The sequence below is a fragment of the Stenotrophomonas rhizophila genome (assembly GCF_003651185.1).
Lineage (GTDB): Bacteria > Pseudomonadota > Gammaproteobacteria > Xanthomonadales > Xanthomonadaceae > Stenotrophomonas > Stenotrophomonas maltophilia_Z.
On sequence record NZ_RCDC01000004.1, the window covers coordinates 493,033 to 508,723 of the forward strand.

17 protein-coding genes are annotated in these 15,691 nt (G+C 67.9%); 9 read left to right on the top strand and 8 right to left on the bottom strand.

Annotated elements, in window-relative coordinates; all coding sequences use genetic code 11:
- The first annotated feature begins 18 nt into the window (after positions 1 to 18).
- The 3 genes from BCL79_RS02060 to BCL79_RS02070 all read left to right on the top strand — a co-directional run bounded on the left by BCL79_RS02060 (position 19) and on the right by BCL79_RS02070 (position 3,044).
- Positions 19 to 927, top strand: a complete 909-nt coding sequence (locus BCL79_RS02060; RefSeq protein WP_121036944.1) for a LysR family transcriptional regulator — start codon at positions 19 to 21, stop codon at positions 925 to 927.
- Positions 928 to 1,104: 177 nt separating this feature from the next.
- Complete coding sequence (locus BCL79_RS02065) at positions 1,105 to 1,884, top strand: DeoR/GlpR family DNA-binding transcription regulator (RefSeq protein ID WP_121036945.1); 780 nt, start codon at positions 1,105 to 1,107, stop codon at positions 1,882 to 1,884.
- A gap of 11 nt (positions 1,885 to 1,895) precedes the next feature.
- The gene (locus BCL79_RS02070; RefSeq protein WP_121036946.1) at positions 1,896 to 3,044 is read left to right on the top strand and encodes an MFS transporter; all 1,149 of its coding nucleotides are present in this window, start codon (positions 1,896 to 1,898) and stop codon (positions 3,042 to 3,044) included.
- Between the two features lie 22 nt (positions 3,045 to 3,066).
- On the opposite strand, the gene BCL79_RS02075 is transcribed toward BCL79_RS02070, so the two are convergent.
- On the bottom strand, positions 3,067 to 3,267 hold the full coding sequence (locus BCL79_RS02075; RefSeq protein WP_121036947.1) for a hypothetical protein: 201 nt from the start codon (positions 3,265 to 3,267) through the stop codon (positions 3,067 to 3,069).
- A gap of 174 nt (positions 3,268 to 3,441) precedes the next feature.
- Here BCL79_RS02075 and BCL79_RS02080 point away from each other — a divergent pair, with 174 nt between their 5' ends.
- Both BCL79_RS02080 and BCL79_RS02085 read left to right on the top strand, forming a co-directional pair.
- Positions 3,442 to 5,619: a TonB-dependent receptor family protein gene (locus tag BCL79_RS02080; RefSeq protein WP_121036948.1), complete on the top strand. Its 2,178-nt coding sequence runs from the start codon at positions 3,442 to 3,444 to the stop codon at positions 5,617 to 5,619.
- A gap of 99 nt (positions 5,620 to 5,718) precedes the next feature.
- Complete coding sequence (locus BCL79_RS02085; RefSeq protein ID WP_121036949.1) at positions 5,719 to 6,543, top strand: isocitrate lyase/PEP mutase family protein; 825 nt, start codon at positions 5,719 to 5,721, stop codon at positions 6,541 to 6,543.
- Positions 6,544 to 6,549: 6 nt separating this feature from the next.
- Here BCL79_RS02085 and BCL79_RS02090 read toward each other — a convergent pair whose 3' ends face one another.
- Together BCL79_RS02090 and BCL79_RS02095 are read right to left on the bottom strand one after the other, a co-directional pair.
- Positions 6,550 to 6,870 carry a DMT family transporter gene (locus BCL79_RS02090; RefSeq protein WP_121036950.1) on the bottom strand — a complete coding sequence of 107 codons (321 nt, stop codon included), beginning with the start codon at positions 6,868 to 6,870 and terminating at the stop codon, positions 6,550 to 6,552.
- Complete coding sequence (locus tag BCL79_RS02095; RefSeq protein ID WP_121041074.1) at positions 6,867 to 7,238, bottom strand: DMT family transporter; 372 nt, start codon at positions 7,236 to 7,238, stop codon at positions 6,867 to 6,869. The genes BCL79_RS02090 and BCL79_RS02095 overlap by 4 nt, the downstream gene beginning before the upstream one ends.
- 109 nt (positions 7,239 to 7,347) lie before the next feature.
- Between BCL79_RS02095 and BCL79_RS02100 the strand changes: the two genes are divergently transcribed.
- Positions 7,348 to 8,214, top strand: coding sequence for a LysR family transcriptional regulator (locus tag BCL79_RS02100; protein ID WP_121036951.1), 867 nt, complete (start codon positions 7,348 to 7,350; stop codon positions 8,212 to 8,214).
- Here the strand turns inward: BCL79_RS02100 and BCL79_RS02105 are convergent.
- The 3 genes from BCL79_RS02105 to BCL79_RS02115 all read right to left on the bottom strand — a co-directional run bounded on the left by BCL79_RS02105 (position 8,187) and on the right by BCL79_RS02115 (position 10,399).
- On the bottom strand, positions 8,187 to 9,113 hold the full coding sequence (locus BCL79_RS02105) for a M14 family metallopeptidase (protein WP_121036952.1): 927 nt from the start codon (positions 9,111 to 9,113) through the stop codon (positions 8,187 to 8,189). The genes BCL79_RS02100 and BCL79_RS02105 overlap by 28 nt on opposite strands.
- A gap of 86 nt (positions 9,114 to 9,199) precedes the next feature.
- Positions 9,200 to 9,856, bottom strand: coding sequence for an SDR family oxidoreductase (locus BCL79_RS02110; protein ID WP_121036953.1), 657 nt, complete (start codon positions 9,854 to 9,856; stop codon positions 9,200 to 9,202).
- 78 nt (positions 9,857 to 9,934) lie between these two features.
- The gene (locus tag BCL79_RS02115; protein WP_121036954.1) at positions 9,935 to 10,399 is read right to left on the bottom strand and encodes a (R)-mandelonitrile lyase; all 465 of its coding nucleotides are present in this window, start codon (positions 10,397 to 10,399) and stop codon (positions 9,935 to 9,937) included.
- 202 nt (positions 10,400 to 10,601) lie between these two features.
- Between BCL79_RS02115 and BCL79_RS02120 the strand changes: the two genes are divergently transcribed.
- On the top strand, positions 10,602 to 11,495 hold the full coding sequence (locus BCL79_RS02120) for a LysR family transcriptional regulator (protein ID WP_121036955.1): 894 nt from the start codon (positions 10,602 to 10,604) through the stop codon (positions 11,493 to 11,495).
- A gap of 15 nt (positions 11,496 to 11,510) precedes the next feature.
- Here BCL79_RS02120 and BCL79_RS02125 read toward each other — a convergent pair whose 3' ends face one another.
- Positions 11,511 to 12,488, bottom strand: a complete 978-nt coding sequence (locus BCL79_RS02125) for a zinc-binding dehydrogenase (RefSeq protein WP_121036956.1) — start codon at positions 12,486 to 12,488, stop codon at positions 11,511 to 11,513.
- Positions 12,489 to 12,540: 52 nt separating this feature from the next.
- Positions 12,541 to 13,311 carry a hypothetical protein gene (locus BCL79_RS02130; RefSeq protein ID WP_121036957.1) on the bottom strand — a complete coding sequence of 257 codons (771 nt, stop codon included), beginning with the start codon at positions 13,309 to 13,311 and terminating at the stop codon, positions 12,541 to 12,543.
- Positions 13,312 to 13,421: 110 nt separating this feature from the next.
- On the opposite strand from BCL79_RS02130, the gene BCL79_RS02135 reads away from it, so the two are divergent.
- Both BCL79_RS02135 and BCL79_RS02140 read left to right on the top strand, forming a co-directional pair.
- A complete protein-coding gene (locus tag BCL79_RS02135) occupies positions 13,422 to 14,768 on the top strand; it encodes an Nramp family divalent metal transporter (RefSeq protein ID WP_121036958.1) in 1,347 nt (448 codons plus the stop codon).
- Between the two features lie 84 nt (positions 14,769 to 14,852).
- Complete coding sequence (locus tag BCL79_RS02140; protein WP_121036959.1) at positions 14,853 to 15,686, top strand: class I SAM-dependent methyltransferase; 834 nt, start codon at positions 14,853 to 14,855, stop codon at positions 15,684 to 15,686.
- Positions 15,687 to 15,691: the final 5 nt, after the last annotated feature.

Consider the following 15,691-nt stretch of genomic DNA (forward strand, 5'->3'; position numbering starts at 1 on the left):
ATACATCACGAACAATCAATGGATCGCCTCGATCAACTGCGCTGCTTCCTGCGGGTCGCCGAACTGGGCTCGTTCACCGGCGCGGCCGACAGCCTCGGCCTGCCCAAGGCCAGCGTATCGCTGGCGGTGCAACGTCTGGAGGCGGAGGTCGGCGTACAGCTGCTGCACCGGACCACGCGCCGGGTGCAGCTCACCGCCGATGGTGCCCAGTTCCAGACCCGCGCCCACGATCTGCTGCATGACATGGACGACCTGCAGGGCATGTTCCGGGTCGATACCAGCCAGTTGAAGGGCCGCCTGCGGGTGGACATGTCCAGTGGGCTGGCCCGGCAGCTGGTGATCCCACGGCTGCCGGGCTTCCTCGCGCAGCATCCGGGGGTGGAGATCGAGCTGAGCGGTACCGACCGCCGGGTCGATCTGATCCGCGAGGGGTTCGACTGTGTGCTGCGGGTCGGGCCGCTGGATGACAACACGCTGGTGGCCCGCCCGCTGGGACGGCTGCTGATCGTCAACTGCGCCAGTCCCGCGTACCTGGCCGCGCGCGGTATACCGGTCACGCTGGATGATCTGGCCGGCCATGCCCTGGTGCACTACGTGGGCACACTAGGCCAGCGCTCGCCCGGCTTCGAGTACCACGATGGCGAGGGCTATCGCAGCCTGCCGATGCGCGGCGCGGTAACGGTCAACAGTGGCGACGGATATACCGCTGCGGCGCTGGCCGGGCTGGGGATCATCCAGGTCCCCCGGCTGGGCGTCCGACGCGCGCTGGCGGACGGCACTCTGGTGGAGATCCTGCCGGACTGTCTGGCCGAGCCGATGCCGGTCTCCCTTCTGTACGCCCAGCGCCGCCATCTGCCGCGCCGGGTCGCGGCGTTCATGGAATGGGCGGCCACAGTGATCCGGCCGGAGCTGCTGCCGCAGGCGTGAGAGCGTGGTGCGCACCCGATCTGAATGAACCCGCGCATTCGCGCACATTCGTGCACACATTCGCACGCGAATCGTCGTTTCATGCTAAGGTTCGCTCCAGATACAGGCGCATACGTGCACTTTCGTGCATGTTCAGGCAAGCCGCCGCCGCGCCTCCGCCCTGACCCGAGGTTACCCATGACTACCCAGGACGCCCTGCCGGGCGAGCGCCAACAGACCATCCTTCGCCTGCTGCGCGAACACGGCCGCGTGATGTCGGCCCAGCTGGCCGTCGAACTGCAGGTCTCGGAGGATTCGATCCGCCGTGACCTGCGTGAGCTGGCCGCGCAGGGTCTGTGCCGCAAGGTGCATGGCGGCGCACTGCCGGCGGCCCCGGCGTTTCCGGCGCTGGCCGAGCGCCACGAAAAGAACCATGACCGCAAGCTCGCGTTGGCCCGGATCGCCGCCGCGCAGGTGCTGCCCGGTGAGCTGGTGTTTCTCGACGCCGGTTCGACCAACAGCGTGATTGCCAGTTGCCTGCCCGCGGATCAGGGCGTGCGCGTGGTGACCAACGCCCCGGATATCGCGCTGGCCTTGATGGCGCGTCCGGGCATCGAGGTCAGCCTGGTCGGCGGCCGCATGGACCCGCGCATCGGCGCGACGGTGGGCGCGCAGGCGCTGGAAGCGGTCGCCGCGCTGCGCGTGGACGTGTGCTTTGTCGGCACCTGCGCGGTGGATGCCGACGCTGGCATCTGGGCGGTGGATGGCGAGGAAGCAACGCTCAAGCGCGCCCTGCTCGCCGCGAGCAGCCGCTGCGTGGTGGTGGCCACGAACGACAAGCTGGGTGCGCAGGCCTCGCACCGGATCGGTGATGTGGACCAGATCGATCTGCTGGTCGTCGAGGCCGACGCGCCGCCTGCACAGGTCGCCGCGTTCGAGCGTCGTGGCGTTGCTCTCCAGCGCGCCGCGCAGCACTGAGGTCCGGACCCATGTCGACACTTTCCGCGCCCTCGTCCCTCCTCGCCCGCGGCCAGCAGCACGCCACCCGCGCCGCCTTCTTCCTGCCCGGCTTCGCCACCGCCGCCTGGGCGCCGCTGGTCCCGTTCGCCAAGAACCGCACCGGTCTGGATGAAGGCTCACTCGGCCTGGTGCTGCTGTGCCTGGGCGCCGGTTCGCTGCTGGCGATGCCGATCGCGGGCATGCTCGCCGCACGCCACGGCTGCCGCGCCGTCATGATCGCCACGCTGGTGATGGTGATCGCCACCCTGCCCCTGCTGGCCATCGCGCCCTCGCCAGTGACCCTGGGCCTGGTGCTGTTCGTGTTCGGTGCCGGCGTCGGCGCCTGCGACTGCGTGATGAACATGCAGGCGATCATGGTGGAGCGCGACAGCGGCCGGCCGATGATGTCCGGCTTCCATGCCTTCTACAGCATCGGCGGTGCGGTCGGCGCCGGTGCGATGACCGCCCTGCTGGCGCTTCACCTGCCGCCGTGGCTGGTGTGCCTGCTGGCCTCGGCGGTGATGGCCGGGCTGCTGGCCATCTCGCTGCCGTACTGGCGGACCGACAAGGCACCCAGCGATGCGCCGATGTTCGCGGTGCCGCACGGCGTGGTGCTGGCGATCGGCGTGCTGTGTTTCGTGGCGTTCCTGGCCGAAGGCTCGGTGCTGGACTGGAGCGCGGTGTTCCTGCATGAAGTGCAGCACGTAGATCCCTCCCGCGCCGGCCTCGGTTATCTGGCCTTTGCCATCGCGATGACGATCACCCGGCTGGTCGGCGATGGCGTGGTGGCCAAGCTCGGCCGCCATCGTTCGATCCTGATCGGCAGCCTGGTGGCGGCATCCGGCTTCGCCCTGGCAACGTTCGCCACCTGGATGCCACTGGCACTGTGCGGCTATGCGCTGGTCGGCCTGGGCTGCGCCAACATCGTTCCGGCGCTGTTCTCGATGGCCGGCAACCAGAAGGTCATGCCAGAGAGCCTGGCCATCCCGGCGATCACCACACTCGGCTATGCCGGTGTGTTGGCCGGCCCGGCACTGATCGGTTTCGTTGCGCAGGCCAGCAGCCTGGTGTTCGCGTTCAGCGCGGTGGCGGTGACCCTGGTGTTGGTGGGGCTGTGCGCGCGGTGGGTGCGCGCCTGAGGCTGCCCACGCCGCTCAGACGCTAGCGCCCGTAACGCGCGAGGATCACCAGCGCCAGCAGCATGATCGCGCTCAGTACCAGCACCGTCAGGAAGATCATGCGCCAGCGCGCGGCCTTGCCCTGTTCGCGGCGCAGGCGCTGGCGGTAGGCCGGGTCACGCAGATAACGGATGGGGCTGACCCTGAACAGCGGCGCCAACAGCAGATCGATCACCTCGAGCATGCCTGCCTCCTTGGCCCGGGCTGCGGGCGCTGCGCCAGCGTTGCATGTGGCGCGGGCCCGGGCAATGCCCCGGCCGCGATAACGCACATGATTCCCATTTGCTGTACGATCCGCCGGCTTTTTCCCAGGCGCGCACGCGCGACCTGCCCCTGCCCGCTCCGGACCGCCGTACGCATGCACCCCCTTCCCGCACGCCCCTCTCTCGCCGCGATCGCGGCCGCCGTCGGTTTGGCGCTGGCCAGCGCGCCGCACTTGGCAGCAGCCCAGGTCACCCCGCCCAGCGCCACGGACCTGGACACGGTCAAGGTCACCGGCAACTGGCTGGACAACCCCACCGAAGCCAAGCTGCTCGACCACCCGGGTGCGCGCAGCATCGTCGAAGCGCAGCGCATCGCCGAGAGTGGCTCGACCAGCGTGCGTGACGTGCTGCGCCAGATCCCGGGCGTGCAGGTGCAGGAAAGCAACGGCACCGGCGGCAGCGATGTGTCGCTCAATGTGGGCGTGCGTGGCCTGACCTCGCGCCTGTCGCCGCGCTCCTACGTGCTGATGGACGGCGTGCCGATGTCCTACGCGCCCTATGGCCAGCCGCAGCTGTCGCTGGCCCCGATCGCGCTGGGCAATCTGGAATCGGTGGACGTGGTGCGCGGCGCCGGCTCGGTCCGCTACGGGCCACAGAACGTGGGCGGCATCATCAACTTCGTGACGCGCGCGATTCCGAAGGACTTCGCCGGCTCGCTGGGCTTCGCGTCGGAGATGTACGGCCAGGGTGGCAACCTGAAGACCGTCCCCAGCCTGTTCCTGGGCGGAACCACCGACGGTGGCCTCGGCGCGGCGCTGCTGTACTCCGGCACCCATGGCGACGGCTGGCGCAGCAGCAACGACAAGACCGACATCGACGATGTCCTGCTCAAGGCGTCCTATGCGCTGGGCAACGCGGGCGACCTGGCGATGTCGTTGCATCACTTCGAAGGCAGCGGGCGCATGCCCGGAGGCCTGACCACCGCCGAGTACGCGGCCGATCCGTTCCAGTCCACCCGGCCCTATGACGTGTTCAACGGGCGCCGCAGCGATGGCTCGCTGAAGTACAGCTACAGCGATGGCAGCAACAACCTCGAGGTGCTGGGCTACTACGTGGATTCCTTCCGCGGCAGCTACATCGAGCAGGACGGTAGCGGTGCCAGCAACGGCCAGCGCCGGCTCACCGCTGCCCCGCGCAGCTACCACTATCTGGGCGTGGAGCCGCGCTATTCGCGCCTGTTCACCACCGGCACCGTGGTGCAGGAAGTGAGCGTGGGCTACCGCTACCTGAAGGAAGCCAGCAGCGAGGTGGCCTCGCGGACCAGCTACTACCGCCCGAACGCTGCGGCGGCCGGCGTCGATCTGCCGCTGCTGCCCTACCAGACCAGCCGCGGCGGCACGACCGCCAACGCGTTCTACATCGATGACCGCATCGACATCGGCAACTGGACCATCACCCCGGGCGTGCGCGTGGAAGACATCCGCACCTTCAACACCGTCACCAACCTGGCCACCAGTGGCGCGGTCACCAGCGTGCTGACCCCAAGCATCGACTCGCGCGAGACCCTGCCGATGCTGTCGGTGCTGTACCGCCTGACCGATCACTGGTCGCTGTTCGCCAATGGCGGCAAGTCATTCGGCCCGCAGCAGTACAGCCAGCTGGCCTCGACCACCGAAGGCCTGCACCCGGAGTCGGCGACCACGTATGAGCTGGGCACGCACTACACCGGCAACGGCCTGAGCGGTGAGTTCACCCTGTTCAACGTCGACTTCGACAAGGAACTGCAGCTGGCCCGCTCGATCGTCGGCGAAGGCATGTGGACCGACCTGGGCGCGACCCGTCACCGCGGCGCGGAATCGGCGCTGCGCTACGAGATGGGCCAGTTCAACGACGCACTGGCCGGCCTCCAGCTCTCGATGACCTACACCTGGACCGAGGCCACCGCCCGTGCCGGCGCGTTTGCCGGCAAGGACCTGCCGCTGTACTCACGCAATGTGGGCTCGTTCGGCGCGCGCTATGCGATCGACCGCTGGACCTTCAACGCCGATGTGTTCGCCCAGTCCGGCCAGCGCTCGCCGGGCACCCCGAACCCGGGCGCCACCTATGTGACCGAGGAAGACCCGACCGGCCGCCTCGGCGACATCCCCGGCTACGCCACCGTGGCCGTGCGCGCCGGCTACGACTTCGGGCCGGAGCTGCACGATCTGAAGCTGGCGATCGGGGTCAAGAACCTGTCCGACCGCCGTTACTACACGCGCTCCACCGACAACAACGGCGGCAAGTTCGTCGGCCAGCCGCGCACGCTGTACCTGCAGGGCACGATCGCGTTCTGAGGTGCCTGCACACTGCGCGGCCCACGTGGTCGCGCAGCGCAACAAGGGCGCGGCGGCCGCTGGCGTTACCATCGGGTGACTGCTTAACGGATGCGTACCATGACGGCCCTGTCCTTCGATCCCCGCCCGCGCCGCGCGGCCTTCCGTGCACTACATGACACGGGCTGCTTCGTGCTGCCCAATCCGTGGGATGCGGGCAGCGCACGTTACCTGCACAGTCTCGGCTTCCAGGCGCTGGCGTCGACCAGTTCCGGCTATGCGTGGAGCCAGGCCCAGGCCGATGGCACGCTGACGCTGGATGAAACACTCGCCCATCTCCATTCCCTCGCCGCTGCGACCCCGCTGCCGTTGAACGCCGATTTCGGCGATGGCTTCGGCACGCTGGACGCGGTGGGCGGCAACGTCACCCGCGCCATCGCCACCGGTGTGGCCGGCATCTCCATTGAAGACGCCAGCCTGGACCCTGCGCATCCGCTGCGCCCGCTGGACGATGCGGTAGCACGGGTCCGTGCCGCGCGCCGTGCGATCGACGCGTCTGGCCAGGACGTGCTGCTGATCGGCCGCGCCGAGAACTTCTTCGTCGGCCGCCCCGACCTGGACGATGCGATCACCCGTCTGCGTGCCTATGCAGAAGCCGGTGCGGATTGCCTGTATGCGCCGGGCATCACCACCCGCGAGCAGATCGAAGCGGTGGTGGCCGCGGTGGCGCCGCGGCCGGTCAACCTGCTGGTCGGGAGCGCATCGCCGTTCACCCTGCAGGACATCGCCGGTATGGGCGTGCGCCGGGTCAGTGTCGGAGGTGCGATGGCGCGCACCGCCTGGGGCGGGATGATGCGGGCCTCGCAGCTGCTGATGGACGAAGGCCGCTTCGACGGGTTCGCCGATGCGGCCTCCGGGGCAGTGCTGAACCAGCTGTTCCGTTGATCGGAATCAATGGCTGGACAGCACTACCACCGCACCGGTGACCAGCGCGATCCCCACCCAGCCGATCGGGCGCAGGCGGTTGCCGAACAGCGCGCGCCCGCAGAGGGCCGTGCCGATCACGCCGATGGCACCCCACATCGCATAGGCCGTGGCCAGGTCCATGGTTTTGACCGCCTGGCCGAGCAGCGCGAAGGCGATCCAGACCAGCACGATCGCGGCCAAACCCCAGGCGGGCTTACGGAAGCCATCGGACTTGGCCACCATCATGTTGGCCGCGATATCGATCAGTGCCGAGCACAGCACGAAAAGGAAGGCAGGGAGGTTCATGGCGTGTGCGCCTCGCCGAGGGTGACGCAGACGATGCCGACCGCCGCCATCACCAGTCCGATCATCTGCTGCACGGACAGACTGTCCTTGAACACGACAATGCCGACCACCGTCAGCAGCGTCAGGCCCAGGCCTTCCCACACGGCGTAGGCCACGCCGACCGCAATGCCACGCACGGACAGCGCCAGGAAGTAATACGAAATGGCCAGGGCGACGGCCATCACGACATAGCCCAGATAGCCGCCATGACGGGCGGCATCGGCCATGAATGAGGTGCCGACCACTTCAGCGACGATCGCCACGGTCAGGCAGGCCCAGGCGATCAGACCGCCACGGGCACGCGGTTGTGGATGCACCTGTGTGTGCATGGAAAACTCCTTGATTGCGGCCGGGGCATGACACCCAAGCGACGCGGCCAGTATCATCGGCATTTCCATCAGGCCAAAGATGGAATCCATCGATAAAGGCGATACATCCATGCGCTACGGCCCCGAATCCCTCCACGCTTTTGTCGAAGCGGCCGCCCTCGGCTCTTTCTCGGCCGCCGCACGCCGCCTGAAAAAGACCCAGTCGACCATCAGCACCGCGATCGCGACGCTGGAAGCCGACCTGGGCCTGACCCTGTTCGACCGCAGCGGCCGCTATCCGGTGCTGACCGAAGACGGCCGTAAAGTGCTCGGCCATGCACAGGAAATCCTCGCTGCCGCCGACCGCCTCGAACAGCTGAGCATCCGCCTTGCCGACGAGGTCGAGCCTCGCCTGAGCCTGGTGTTTTCGGATATCTACCAGCTCAACCCGGACCAGCACCTGCTGCGCCGGTTCGAGCAGCGCTTCCCGGATATCGAGCTGGAATGGCTGGATGCCGAAGGCAGCGATGTGCTCGATGTCGTGCAGCGCGGGCGTGCCCATCTCGGGCTGATGCCGCATCAGCCGGCCTACCCGTCCGAACTGGCGGTGCGCGCCCTGCCCCTGCGCGCGGAGATGGCGGTGTTCGTTGCGACCGGTCACCCGCTTGCCACGCTGCACGCGCCGGACGAATCCCACCTGGCCAGCCACCGTCAGATCTGCCTGAGCGGCGACGCGGCGCGCGAGGGCCATGCACGCGGGCGAACGTGGTCGGCCTCGGACTATCTGATGGTGCTGGAGATGGCCGAAGACGGCTTCGGCTGGGCCGAACTGCCGCGCGCCCTGGTGGCGCGGTACGGCAGGGGCCTGCTGGTGGAGCTGCCCCTGCCCGGCTGGCCGCGGCTGGTCTCCACCGATGCGGTATGGCGCAAAGGCGCGCCGCTGGGGCCAGCGGCGCTGTGGTTGCTGGATCAGTTTCTGGGGGCAGCCAACGCGTAATCGATCGCCGCGCAGATCGCCGCTACCTGGGCGTCATTGCACTGCTGTGGGGTAGCGCGGGTGCTGTCCGGATACACCTCGGTGGTGGTCGTGTATCTGGCGCCGCTGACGCTGGCGCACAGGCCCAGCTTTTCCAGCGGGTACTCGATCACCCCGGGGGCGACCACCGGGGAACCGATGATCTCGCCCTTCTCATCCGCCGGGGCGATGTGGGTGACCTGCTCGACCGCTGCGTTCACTGCGGTCTGGAACGCAGGCTGCGGGTTCTCGCTGTCATCGACCAGATAGAAACCATCGGGAATCAGCCCCGGTTCGAACGCCTTGCCGTCGCGTGCGGCCAGGGCCGGGCGGAATTCGGTCTCATCCGTGTCGGTGGTTTCGTGCAGGTCGATATGCATCGCGATGCTGCCGCGCAGCGGCGCGACGAGGGCCATCAGCGCCGCGGACTCGGCCGCCGGGCTGTTGGCCATGAACGAGCGGTTCGGATCGATCGCATCGGCGTTCCAGCGCTGGATGCGTTCGTAACCCCAAGGGCTGACGCAGGGCACCACCAGCAGATTGGCGCGGCCTGCATACTCCGCTGCGCGGGTCTGCAGGAACTGCAGTGCGCCCTGCACGCCACTGGTTTCGTAACCGTGGATGCCACCGGTGACCAGCATCGTCGGCAACGCCGGATTCCAGTCGCGGCTGCGCACCGCGAACAGCGGGTACTGGTCCGGCGCGTAATCCAGCGTGCCGTACTGGCTCACATCGAACCCATCGCGCAGCGCGTCGACCGCTGGCAGGACATCATCGGCATAACGCCGTTGCGGCACCTGGCGGGCACGCCACTGCGCCTTCTCCGCTGCGCCCCAGGGCTGGCCGGGGGTGCCGATGGGATAGAAGGGGGCATTGGTCATGGCGTGCTCGTCTGTGTTGCGGGTGGAAAGGTGATTTTACCATTGCCGCCCACCCGGACTCCCACCTCCCACCTCCCGCTTACCGCTTACCCTCGGCCAAGCTGCGCGATCGCCTCATCGACCGGCTGATCGCCGTCGGTCAACTCGATGATCGTGTGCCGCAGCTTCGGATGTTCCACCAGCGCCACCAACGCGGCAGCCACATCCGCGCGCGGGATATCGCCATAGGCGATCGCCGGGCCGGCCGTGACGCGGCCCGTGCCTGCTGCATCTTTCAAGGTGCCCGGGCGCAGGATCACCCAGTCCAGATCGGTCGCGGCCAGATACACATCGGCGCGCTTCTTGACCGTCATGTAATTCTCGAAGCCCTCACCCATGCCCTTGTTGCGGCCCGCTTCCGGGAATGCCGAGACCAGCAGGAAGCGGCGCACGCCCGCCTGCCGGGCGGCATCGACGGCAAGTTCAAGGCCGCGGCCATCGATGGCGTTGGTCACGTCCACCCCTGCGCCACCGGCACCGGCCGTGAACACCACCACGTCACTGCCGCGCATCTGGCCGGCCAGCGTGTCCACGTCGGTGGCGGTGAGATCACCGGTGACCGGCGTTGCGCCCAGGTCGCTCAGTTCAGCGGCCTGCTCGGCGCGGCGATGCAGCGCACGTACGTCATGCTGCTTGTCGGCCAACTGCTTGACCAGATGACGGCCGACCTTGCCGGCCGCGCCAACGATGAAGACAGTGCTCAAGACGGTTCTCCTGTTTCAATCCGCCTGTCAGGGTACGCAGGTGGATGTGACACAGCCGTCCCCATCGCGGGGCGTGGTTCAGTTGCCGCTGTACTGCGCGTCGCTGACCTGCTCCATCCACGTCACCGGTGAGCCATCGACTGCTTCGGCGATCGCGATATGGGTCATTGCGGTGGCCGCTTTCGCGCCATGCCAATGCTTGACGCCCGGCGGGATCCAGACGATGTCGCCCGGGCGGATCTCCCGCACGGGTTTGCCCCATTCCTGCACGCTGCCCACCCCTGCGGTGACGATCAGGGTCTGACCCAGTGGATGGGTATGCCACGCGGTGCGTGCGCCGGGCTCGAAGGTGACCGTGGCCCCGCCGACGCGCGCAGGCGCATCGGTCTGGAACGGTGCATCGATGCGCACACGACCGGTGAAGTAGTCCGCCGGGCCGGCCGCCGAAGGGGCGGTACCGGCACTGGTGATGCGGATGGGCGCGGTCTCGGCGGGTACGGTGGCCACCATGGAAAGCGACAGTGCTGCGGTGAACAGGTCCATGAAGCGATCTCCTGTGGGGAGCGGCGGTTCGCGCCGCCGGGAGGGTCACTGTAGGCCTGCCCCCGCACGGGCACTAGCCGCCCCGATCGACATGCAGCCATGACCGCAGCTCATCAATCACGAAAGAAAGCCGCTTGAGTTCATCAGTCCGCCGCCCTCATCATGGGCGCACATGACTGCCATGCGCTCTTGGCCCCGCCTCATGGCCCGCGAGAACTTCAACGATCTGCAGGTGTTCGTCACCGTCGCGCGCGAGCGCAGCTTCACCCGTGCGGCGGCGCAGTTGGGTGTCTCGCAATCCGCACTCAGCCACACGGTGCGCGGGCTGGAAGAGCGCCTCGGGGTGCGTCTGCTGACCCGCACCACGCGCAGCGTCTCCATGACCGAGGCCGGTGAACGTCTGTATGACACTGTCGCACCGCGCATGCAGGAGATCGAGGCCGAGGTCGCCGCGATCAGCGAGTACCGTGACCGGCCCGCTGGCACGATCCGCATCACCACGGCCGAGCATGCCGCCAACACGCTCGTGTGGCCCCGGCTGTCCGCCGTGCTGCCCGCCTACCCCGACCTGCATGTGGAACTGACCATCGACTATGGCCTGGCCGATATCGTCGCCCAGCGCTACGACATCGGCATCCGCCTGGGCGGCCGCGTGGCCAAGGACATGATTGCCGTGCCGATCAGCCCGCCGCTGCGCATGGCGATCGTGGCCAGCCCGGCCTACTTCGCCACGCATGCCGCGCCGCAGCTGCCGGCCGACCTGGCCGCGCACAACTGCATCGGGCTGCGCCTGCCCACCCACGGCGGGCTGATGGTGTGGGATCTGGAGAAGGACGGCGAGGAAGTGAACGTGCGCGTGGATGGTCAGTGGACCTTCAACGGCAGCAGCGCGATCCATCGTGCCGCACTCGTTGGTGCGGGCCTGGCCTATCTGCCCGAGGACATGGTGCGCGATGACATCGCCGCCGGTACGTTGCGGCGTGTCATGGAGGACTGGTGCGATCCCTTCGACGGGTACTACGCCTACTATCCCAGCCGCCGGCAATCCTCGAGCGCGATGAAGGTCGTGATCGAGGCGTTGCGCGCAGGCCGGTAGAACCGACCGTGTACATCAGGGACGCAGCAGCACCTTGCCGTTGCGGCCCGGCTCCAGGCTGGCCTTGGCGGCAGCGGCCACCTCGTCCAGACCGAACACGCCGTCCACCGGCAGGCTCAATCCACCGCGCGCGGCCAGCTGCAGCAGTTCGCCAACGAGGCGACGCTTGTCCTCCGGCGCCATGGCCTGGCTGACCCTGCTGCCCCAGAAGCCCTTCACCGTGGCCTGCTTGAAGATCACATCGCCCGAACTGAGCTGCATCGGCTCCCCGGTCATGGAGCCGAACGAGACCAGCGTGCCGCCATCGCCCAGCAGCGTCATCAGCTCGCTGCTGGCGCGTCCGCCAACCGAATCCACGGCGGCGGCGATCGAGGCCTTGCCGACCTTGGCCTGCACCTGGGCCATCCAGTCCGACTGCGCGGTGGAGATGGTGTGGTCGATGCCGAGCTCAGCCATTTCTGCCACGCCGGCATCGCGCCGCACCAGGTTGATGCAGTGCACCCCACGCGCCTTGGCCAGCATCGCCAAGGCCTTGCCGACCGCGCCATTGGCCGCGTTCTGGAGGATCCACTGGCCCTCCTTCACCTGCAGGAATTCCAGCAGCATCAGGGCACTGAGCGGCATGGCGATGAGCTGCGCGGCGGTGTTGTCATCGATGCTGTCCGGCATGGGGATGACCATGCGCGCCGGCGCGATGAAGGACTCGGCCCAGGTCCCATGCACCGAGGCAGCGCTGACCCGCTGGCCGATCTTCAGGCCCTCGACGCCCTCGCCCAGCGCCTCGATCACGCCGGTGCCTTCGCTGCCGCCGACCGCAGGCAGCTCGGGCTTGTAGCCGTACTGGCCACGCACGGTCCACAGGTCGTGGTTGTGGATGGGCGCCAGCACGGTGCGGATCCGCACCTCACCGGCCGCGGGGGTCGGCTGCGGCACATCGCCGCCGTGCAGGACCTGGGTCGGATCGCCAAAGGCGGTATGGATGGCAGCGCGCATCAGCCGCGCTCCTTCATCACGATGTTCATGGGGGTGTCTCCTGCAGAAGGAATCAACGGCGATGACGGTGGGCGGCGGCGATCGCGCGCGGCTGGCGGTATGCGCGTACGCGCAGCCAGACCGTCTGGATCACCACGATGATGATCAGCACCAGCGCCAGGGTGGCGATGTTGGCCGCGCCCGGCAGGTCCCAGCCGGACTGTTTGACGTACATGCCGGCCAGCGCCCAGATGACGGCGGCTGGATAGGCGAAATGCCCGCGAAGCAGCTGGTTGACCACCAGCACCAGCAGCGTGGCCAGGACCAGCAGCACCAGGCTCCAGCCGAGCATGTTGTCGGTCGGCAGCCAGCCGTAGGCGACGATCACCTGGGCGGTATTGAGGTAGGCCGCCAACGACAGCCAGCCGGCGTGCAGCCCGAGCGGGTACGCCGCCCAGGCACGCTGCCCGCCCGGGGCGGTGATCGGCGAGGCGCGGTAGGCGGCCACGATCAGGCAGAGCAAGGCAGCCCAGATGATGGCCAGCGACGGCAGGAACCACTGGTTGGAGAACACCGGCATCCAGGCGGCGGTCAGCGCGAAGCCGGCCGCGGCCCAGGGGCGGACCCCGATGATGTCCGGCTTGCGCAGGCGCAGCTGCCAGAACCCGAACAGCACATCCCACAGGAAGATCAGGCCCCAGATCGCGAAGGCGTACCCGGCAGCGACCAGCAACGTGGGGTACTGGTCGGAGACTGCACCGTTGGTCGGGCCGAACATGCCGGTCTGTGAGAACCACGCCACCACGGGCATGGCCAAGGCGGCCAACAACACGATCCAACGCATGCACCCACTCCAGCTGAAAAGAGCGGTGACGATACGCGGTTCAGGGTTAAGGCGTTGGGATGCCTCAGATTGCAAAGCCTTACTAACATAGCCTCTGCTATATTGCGGCCGTGGACAGTCAACGCCGCCCCGAGAGCTCCCCCGCCTGGCCGTCGTCGGCCGGGCATACGCCCAGCCTGGGCGAGATGAACGCCAGCGTCGCGGTGCCTACGGGTGGACATTGGTGGTTCCGCCTGCTGGCCTTCCTCGGCCCGGGCTACATGATTTCGGTCGGCTACATGGACCCCGGCAACTGGGCCACCGATATCGCGGGCGGTGCGCAGTTCGGCTATCTGCTGCTCTCGGTGATCCTGCTCTCCAACCTGATGGCCATCGTGCTGCAGGGGCTCTCGGCACGCCTGGGCATCGCGACCGGGCGTGATCTGGCGCAGGCCTGCCGCGATCATTACTCGCGTCCGGTCAACCTGGGGCTGTGGCTGCTGTGCGAGATCGCGATCATCGCCTGCGACCTGGCCGAGGTGATCGGCACCGCGATCGCATTGAAGCTGCTGTTCGGCATCCCGCTGCTGGCCGGCGCGATCATCACGGCGGTAGACGTGGTGCTGGTGCTGCTGCTGATGAACCGCGGCTTCCGCGCCCTGGAGGCGTTCGTGATCGCGCTGCTGCTGGTGATTTTCGGTTGCTTTGCGATCCAGATGATCATCGCTGCGCCGCCGCTGCAGGCGGTGCTCGCCGGGTTCATTCCGCACGCGCAGGTGGTGACCGACCCCAAGGCGCTGTACCTGGCGATCGGCATCATCGGTGCCACCGTGATGCCGCACAATCTGTACCTGCACTCCTCCATCGTGCAGACCCGCGCTTATCCGCGCACCGATGCCGGACGCCGCAGTGCGCTGCGATGGGCGGTGACGGACAGCACCATCGCGTTGATGCTCGCGCTGTTCATCAATGCCTCGATCCTGATCCTGGCCGCCGCCGTGTTCCATGCGCAGGGCCGTACCGACGTGCAGGAGATCGAGCAGGCGTATGAGCTGCTGGCGCCGATGCTCGGCGTCGGGCTGGCCTCGACCCTGTTCGCGGTCGCCCTGCTCGCCTCGGGCATCAACTCCACCGTGACGGCGACGCTGGCCGGCCAGATCGTGATGGAGGGTTTCCTGCGCCTGCGGATCGCCCCGTGGGCACGGCGCTTGATCACCCGCGGCATCGCGATCGTGCCGGTGGTGGTGGTCACCGCGATCTATGGCGAGCAAGGCACCGCGCGATTGCTGGTGCTGAGCCAGGTACTGCTCTCGATGCAGCTGCCGTTCGCGGTGGTGCCGCTGGTGCGGTTCGTCTCGGACAAGGCCAAGATGGGGGCGCTGGTGGCGCCACGCTGGCTGATCGTGCTGTCGTGGCTGATCGGCGGGTTGATCATCGTGTTGAACGTGAAACTTCTCGTGGATGTGTGGCGGGGCTGAGCGGTGGCACTTGACCTCAACGTTGGTTGAGGTGGCACAGTGCAGCCTCCTTATTCCACTGGCAACGCCAGATCGAGCCCTGCAATGACCGACACCTCGCAGCACGCGTTATGGAATGGCCCGGCCGGTGAGGCCTGGGTGGAGGCGCAGCGCATCCTCGATCAGATGTTCGCACCGCTGGCCACTCACCTGCTCGATGCCATCGCGCCGGGTACCGATGCCCAGGTGCTGGATGTGGGCTGCGGGACCGGCGCGGTGGCGCTGGCCATTGCCGGGCGGCTGGGTCCGGAGGCACACGTCACCGGGGTCGACATCTCGGCCCCGATGCTCGCCTTGGCGCGTGAACGCGCGCAGCGCGCCGGGCTGGCAGTGGACTTCATCGTCGCCGATGCGCAGCAGCATGCGTTCGCACCCGGGAGTCTGGACCGGATCGTGTCGCGCTTTGGCGTGATGTTCTTCGATGACCCGGTGCAGGCCTTCGGTCAGTTGCAGCGCGCCGCCAAACGCGGCGGCGTGCTGCAGGCGCTGGCCTGGCGCGGTCCGGACGAGAACGCGTTCATGACCACCGCCGAGCGCGCCGCGGCACCCTGGCTGAGCTTGCCACCTCGCCAGCCCGGGGCACCGGGTCAGTTTGCGTTTGCCGACCAGGCCCGGGTCGAGCAGATCCTGAGGGACGGCGGCTGGGAGGATATCGAGCTGCTGCAGCTGGATGTGGTGTGCCGCATCGACCGTTCGGATCTGGCGACCTACGTCTCGCTGCTCGGACCGGTCGGGAGCGCGCTGCGCAATGACGACCTTGCTGCGGACGTCCGAACGCAGGTGATCGACGCGGTGCTGCGTGCGTTCGAGCCGTTCGTCGACGCCGATTCAGTGACGTTCACTGCTGCCTGCTGGGACGTGCGCGCCCGCGCGTGGTGACGGCC

Coding starts and splice junctions, on each gene's coding strand:
- BCL79_RS02140 (WP_121036959.1), top strand. CDS start 14,853: ATGACCGACACCTCGCAGCACGCGTTATGGAATGGCCCGGCCGGTGAG.
- BCL79_RS02125 (WP_121036956.1), bottom strand. CDS start 12,488: ATGCGCGCTGCCATCCATACCGCCTTTGGCGATCCGACCCAGGTCCTG.
- BCL79_RS02100 (WP_121036951.1), top strand. CDS start 7,348: ATGCGCTACGGCCCCGAATCCCTCCACGCTTTTGTCGAAGCGGCCGCC.
- BCL79_RS02130 (WP_121036957.1), bottom strand. CDS start 13,311: ATGCGTTGGATCGTGTTGTTGGCCGCCTTGGCCATGCCCGTGGTGGCG.
- BCL79_RS02060 (WP_121036944.1), top strand. CDS start 19: ATGGATCGCCTCGATCAACTGCGCTGCTTCCTGCGGGTCGCCGAACTG.
- BCL79_RS02085 (WP_121036949.1), top strand. CDS start 5,719: ATGACGGCCCTGTCCTTCGATCCCCGCCCGCGCCGCGCGGCCTTCCGT.
- BCL79_RS02095 (WP_121041074.1), bottom strand. CDS start 7,238: ATGCACACACAGGTGCATCCACAACCGCGTGCCCGTGGCGGTCTGATC.
- BCL79_RS02090 (WP_121036950.1), bottom strand. CDS start 6,870: ATGAACCTCCCTGCCTTCCTTTTCGTGCTGTGCTCGGCACTGATCGAT.
- BCL79_RS02120 (WP_121036955.1), top strand. CDS start 10,602: ATGGCCCGCGAGAACTTCAACGATCTGCAGGTGTTCGTCACCGTCGCG.
- BCL79_RS02065 (WP_121036945.1), top strand. CDS start 1,105: ATGACTACCCAGGACGCCCTGCCGGGCGAGCGCCAACAGACCATCCTT.
- BCL79_RS02080 (WP_121036948.1), top strand. CDS start 3,442: ATGCACCCCCTTCCCGCACGCCCCTCTCTCGCCGCGATCGCGGCCGCC.
- BCL79_RS02105 (WP_121036952.1), bottom strand. CDS start 9,113: ATGACCAATGCCCCCTTCTATCCCATCGGCACCCCCGGCCAGCCCTGG.
- BCL79_RS02070 (WP_121036946.1), top strand. CDS start 1,896: ATGTCGACACTTTCCGCGCCCTCGTCCCTCCTCGCCCGCGGCCAGCAG.
- BCL79_RS02075 (WP_121036947.1), bottom strand. CDS start 3,267: ATGCTCGAGGTGATCGATCTGCTGTTGGCGCCGCTGTTCAGGGTCAGC.
- BCL79_RS02115 (WP_121036954.1), bottom strand. CDS start 10,399: ATGGACCTGTTCACCGCAGCACTGTCGCTTTCCATGGTGGCCACCGTA.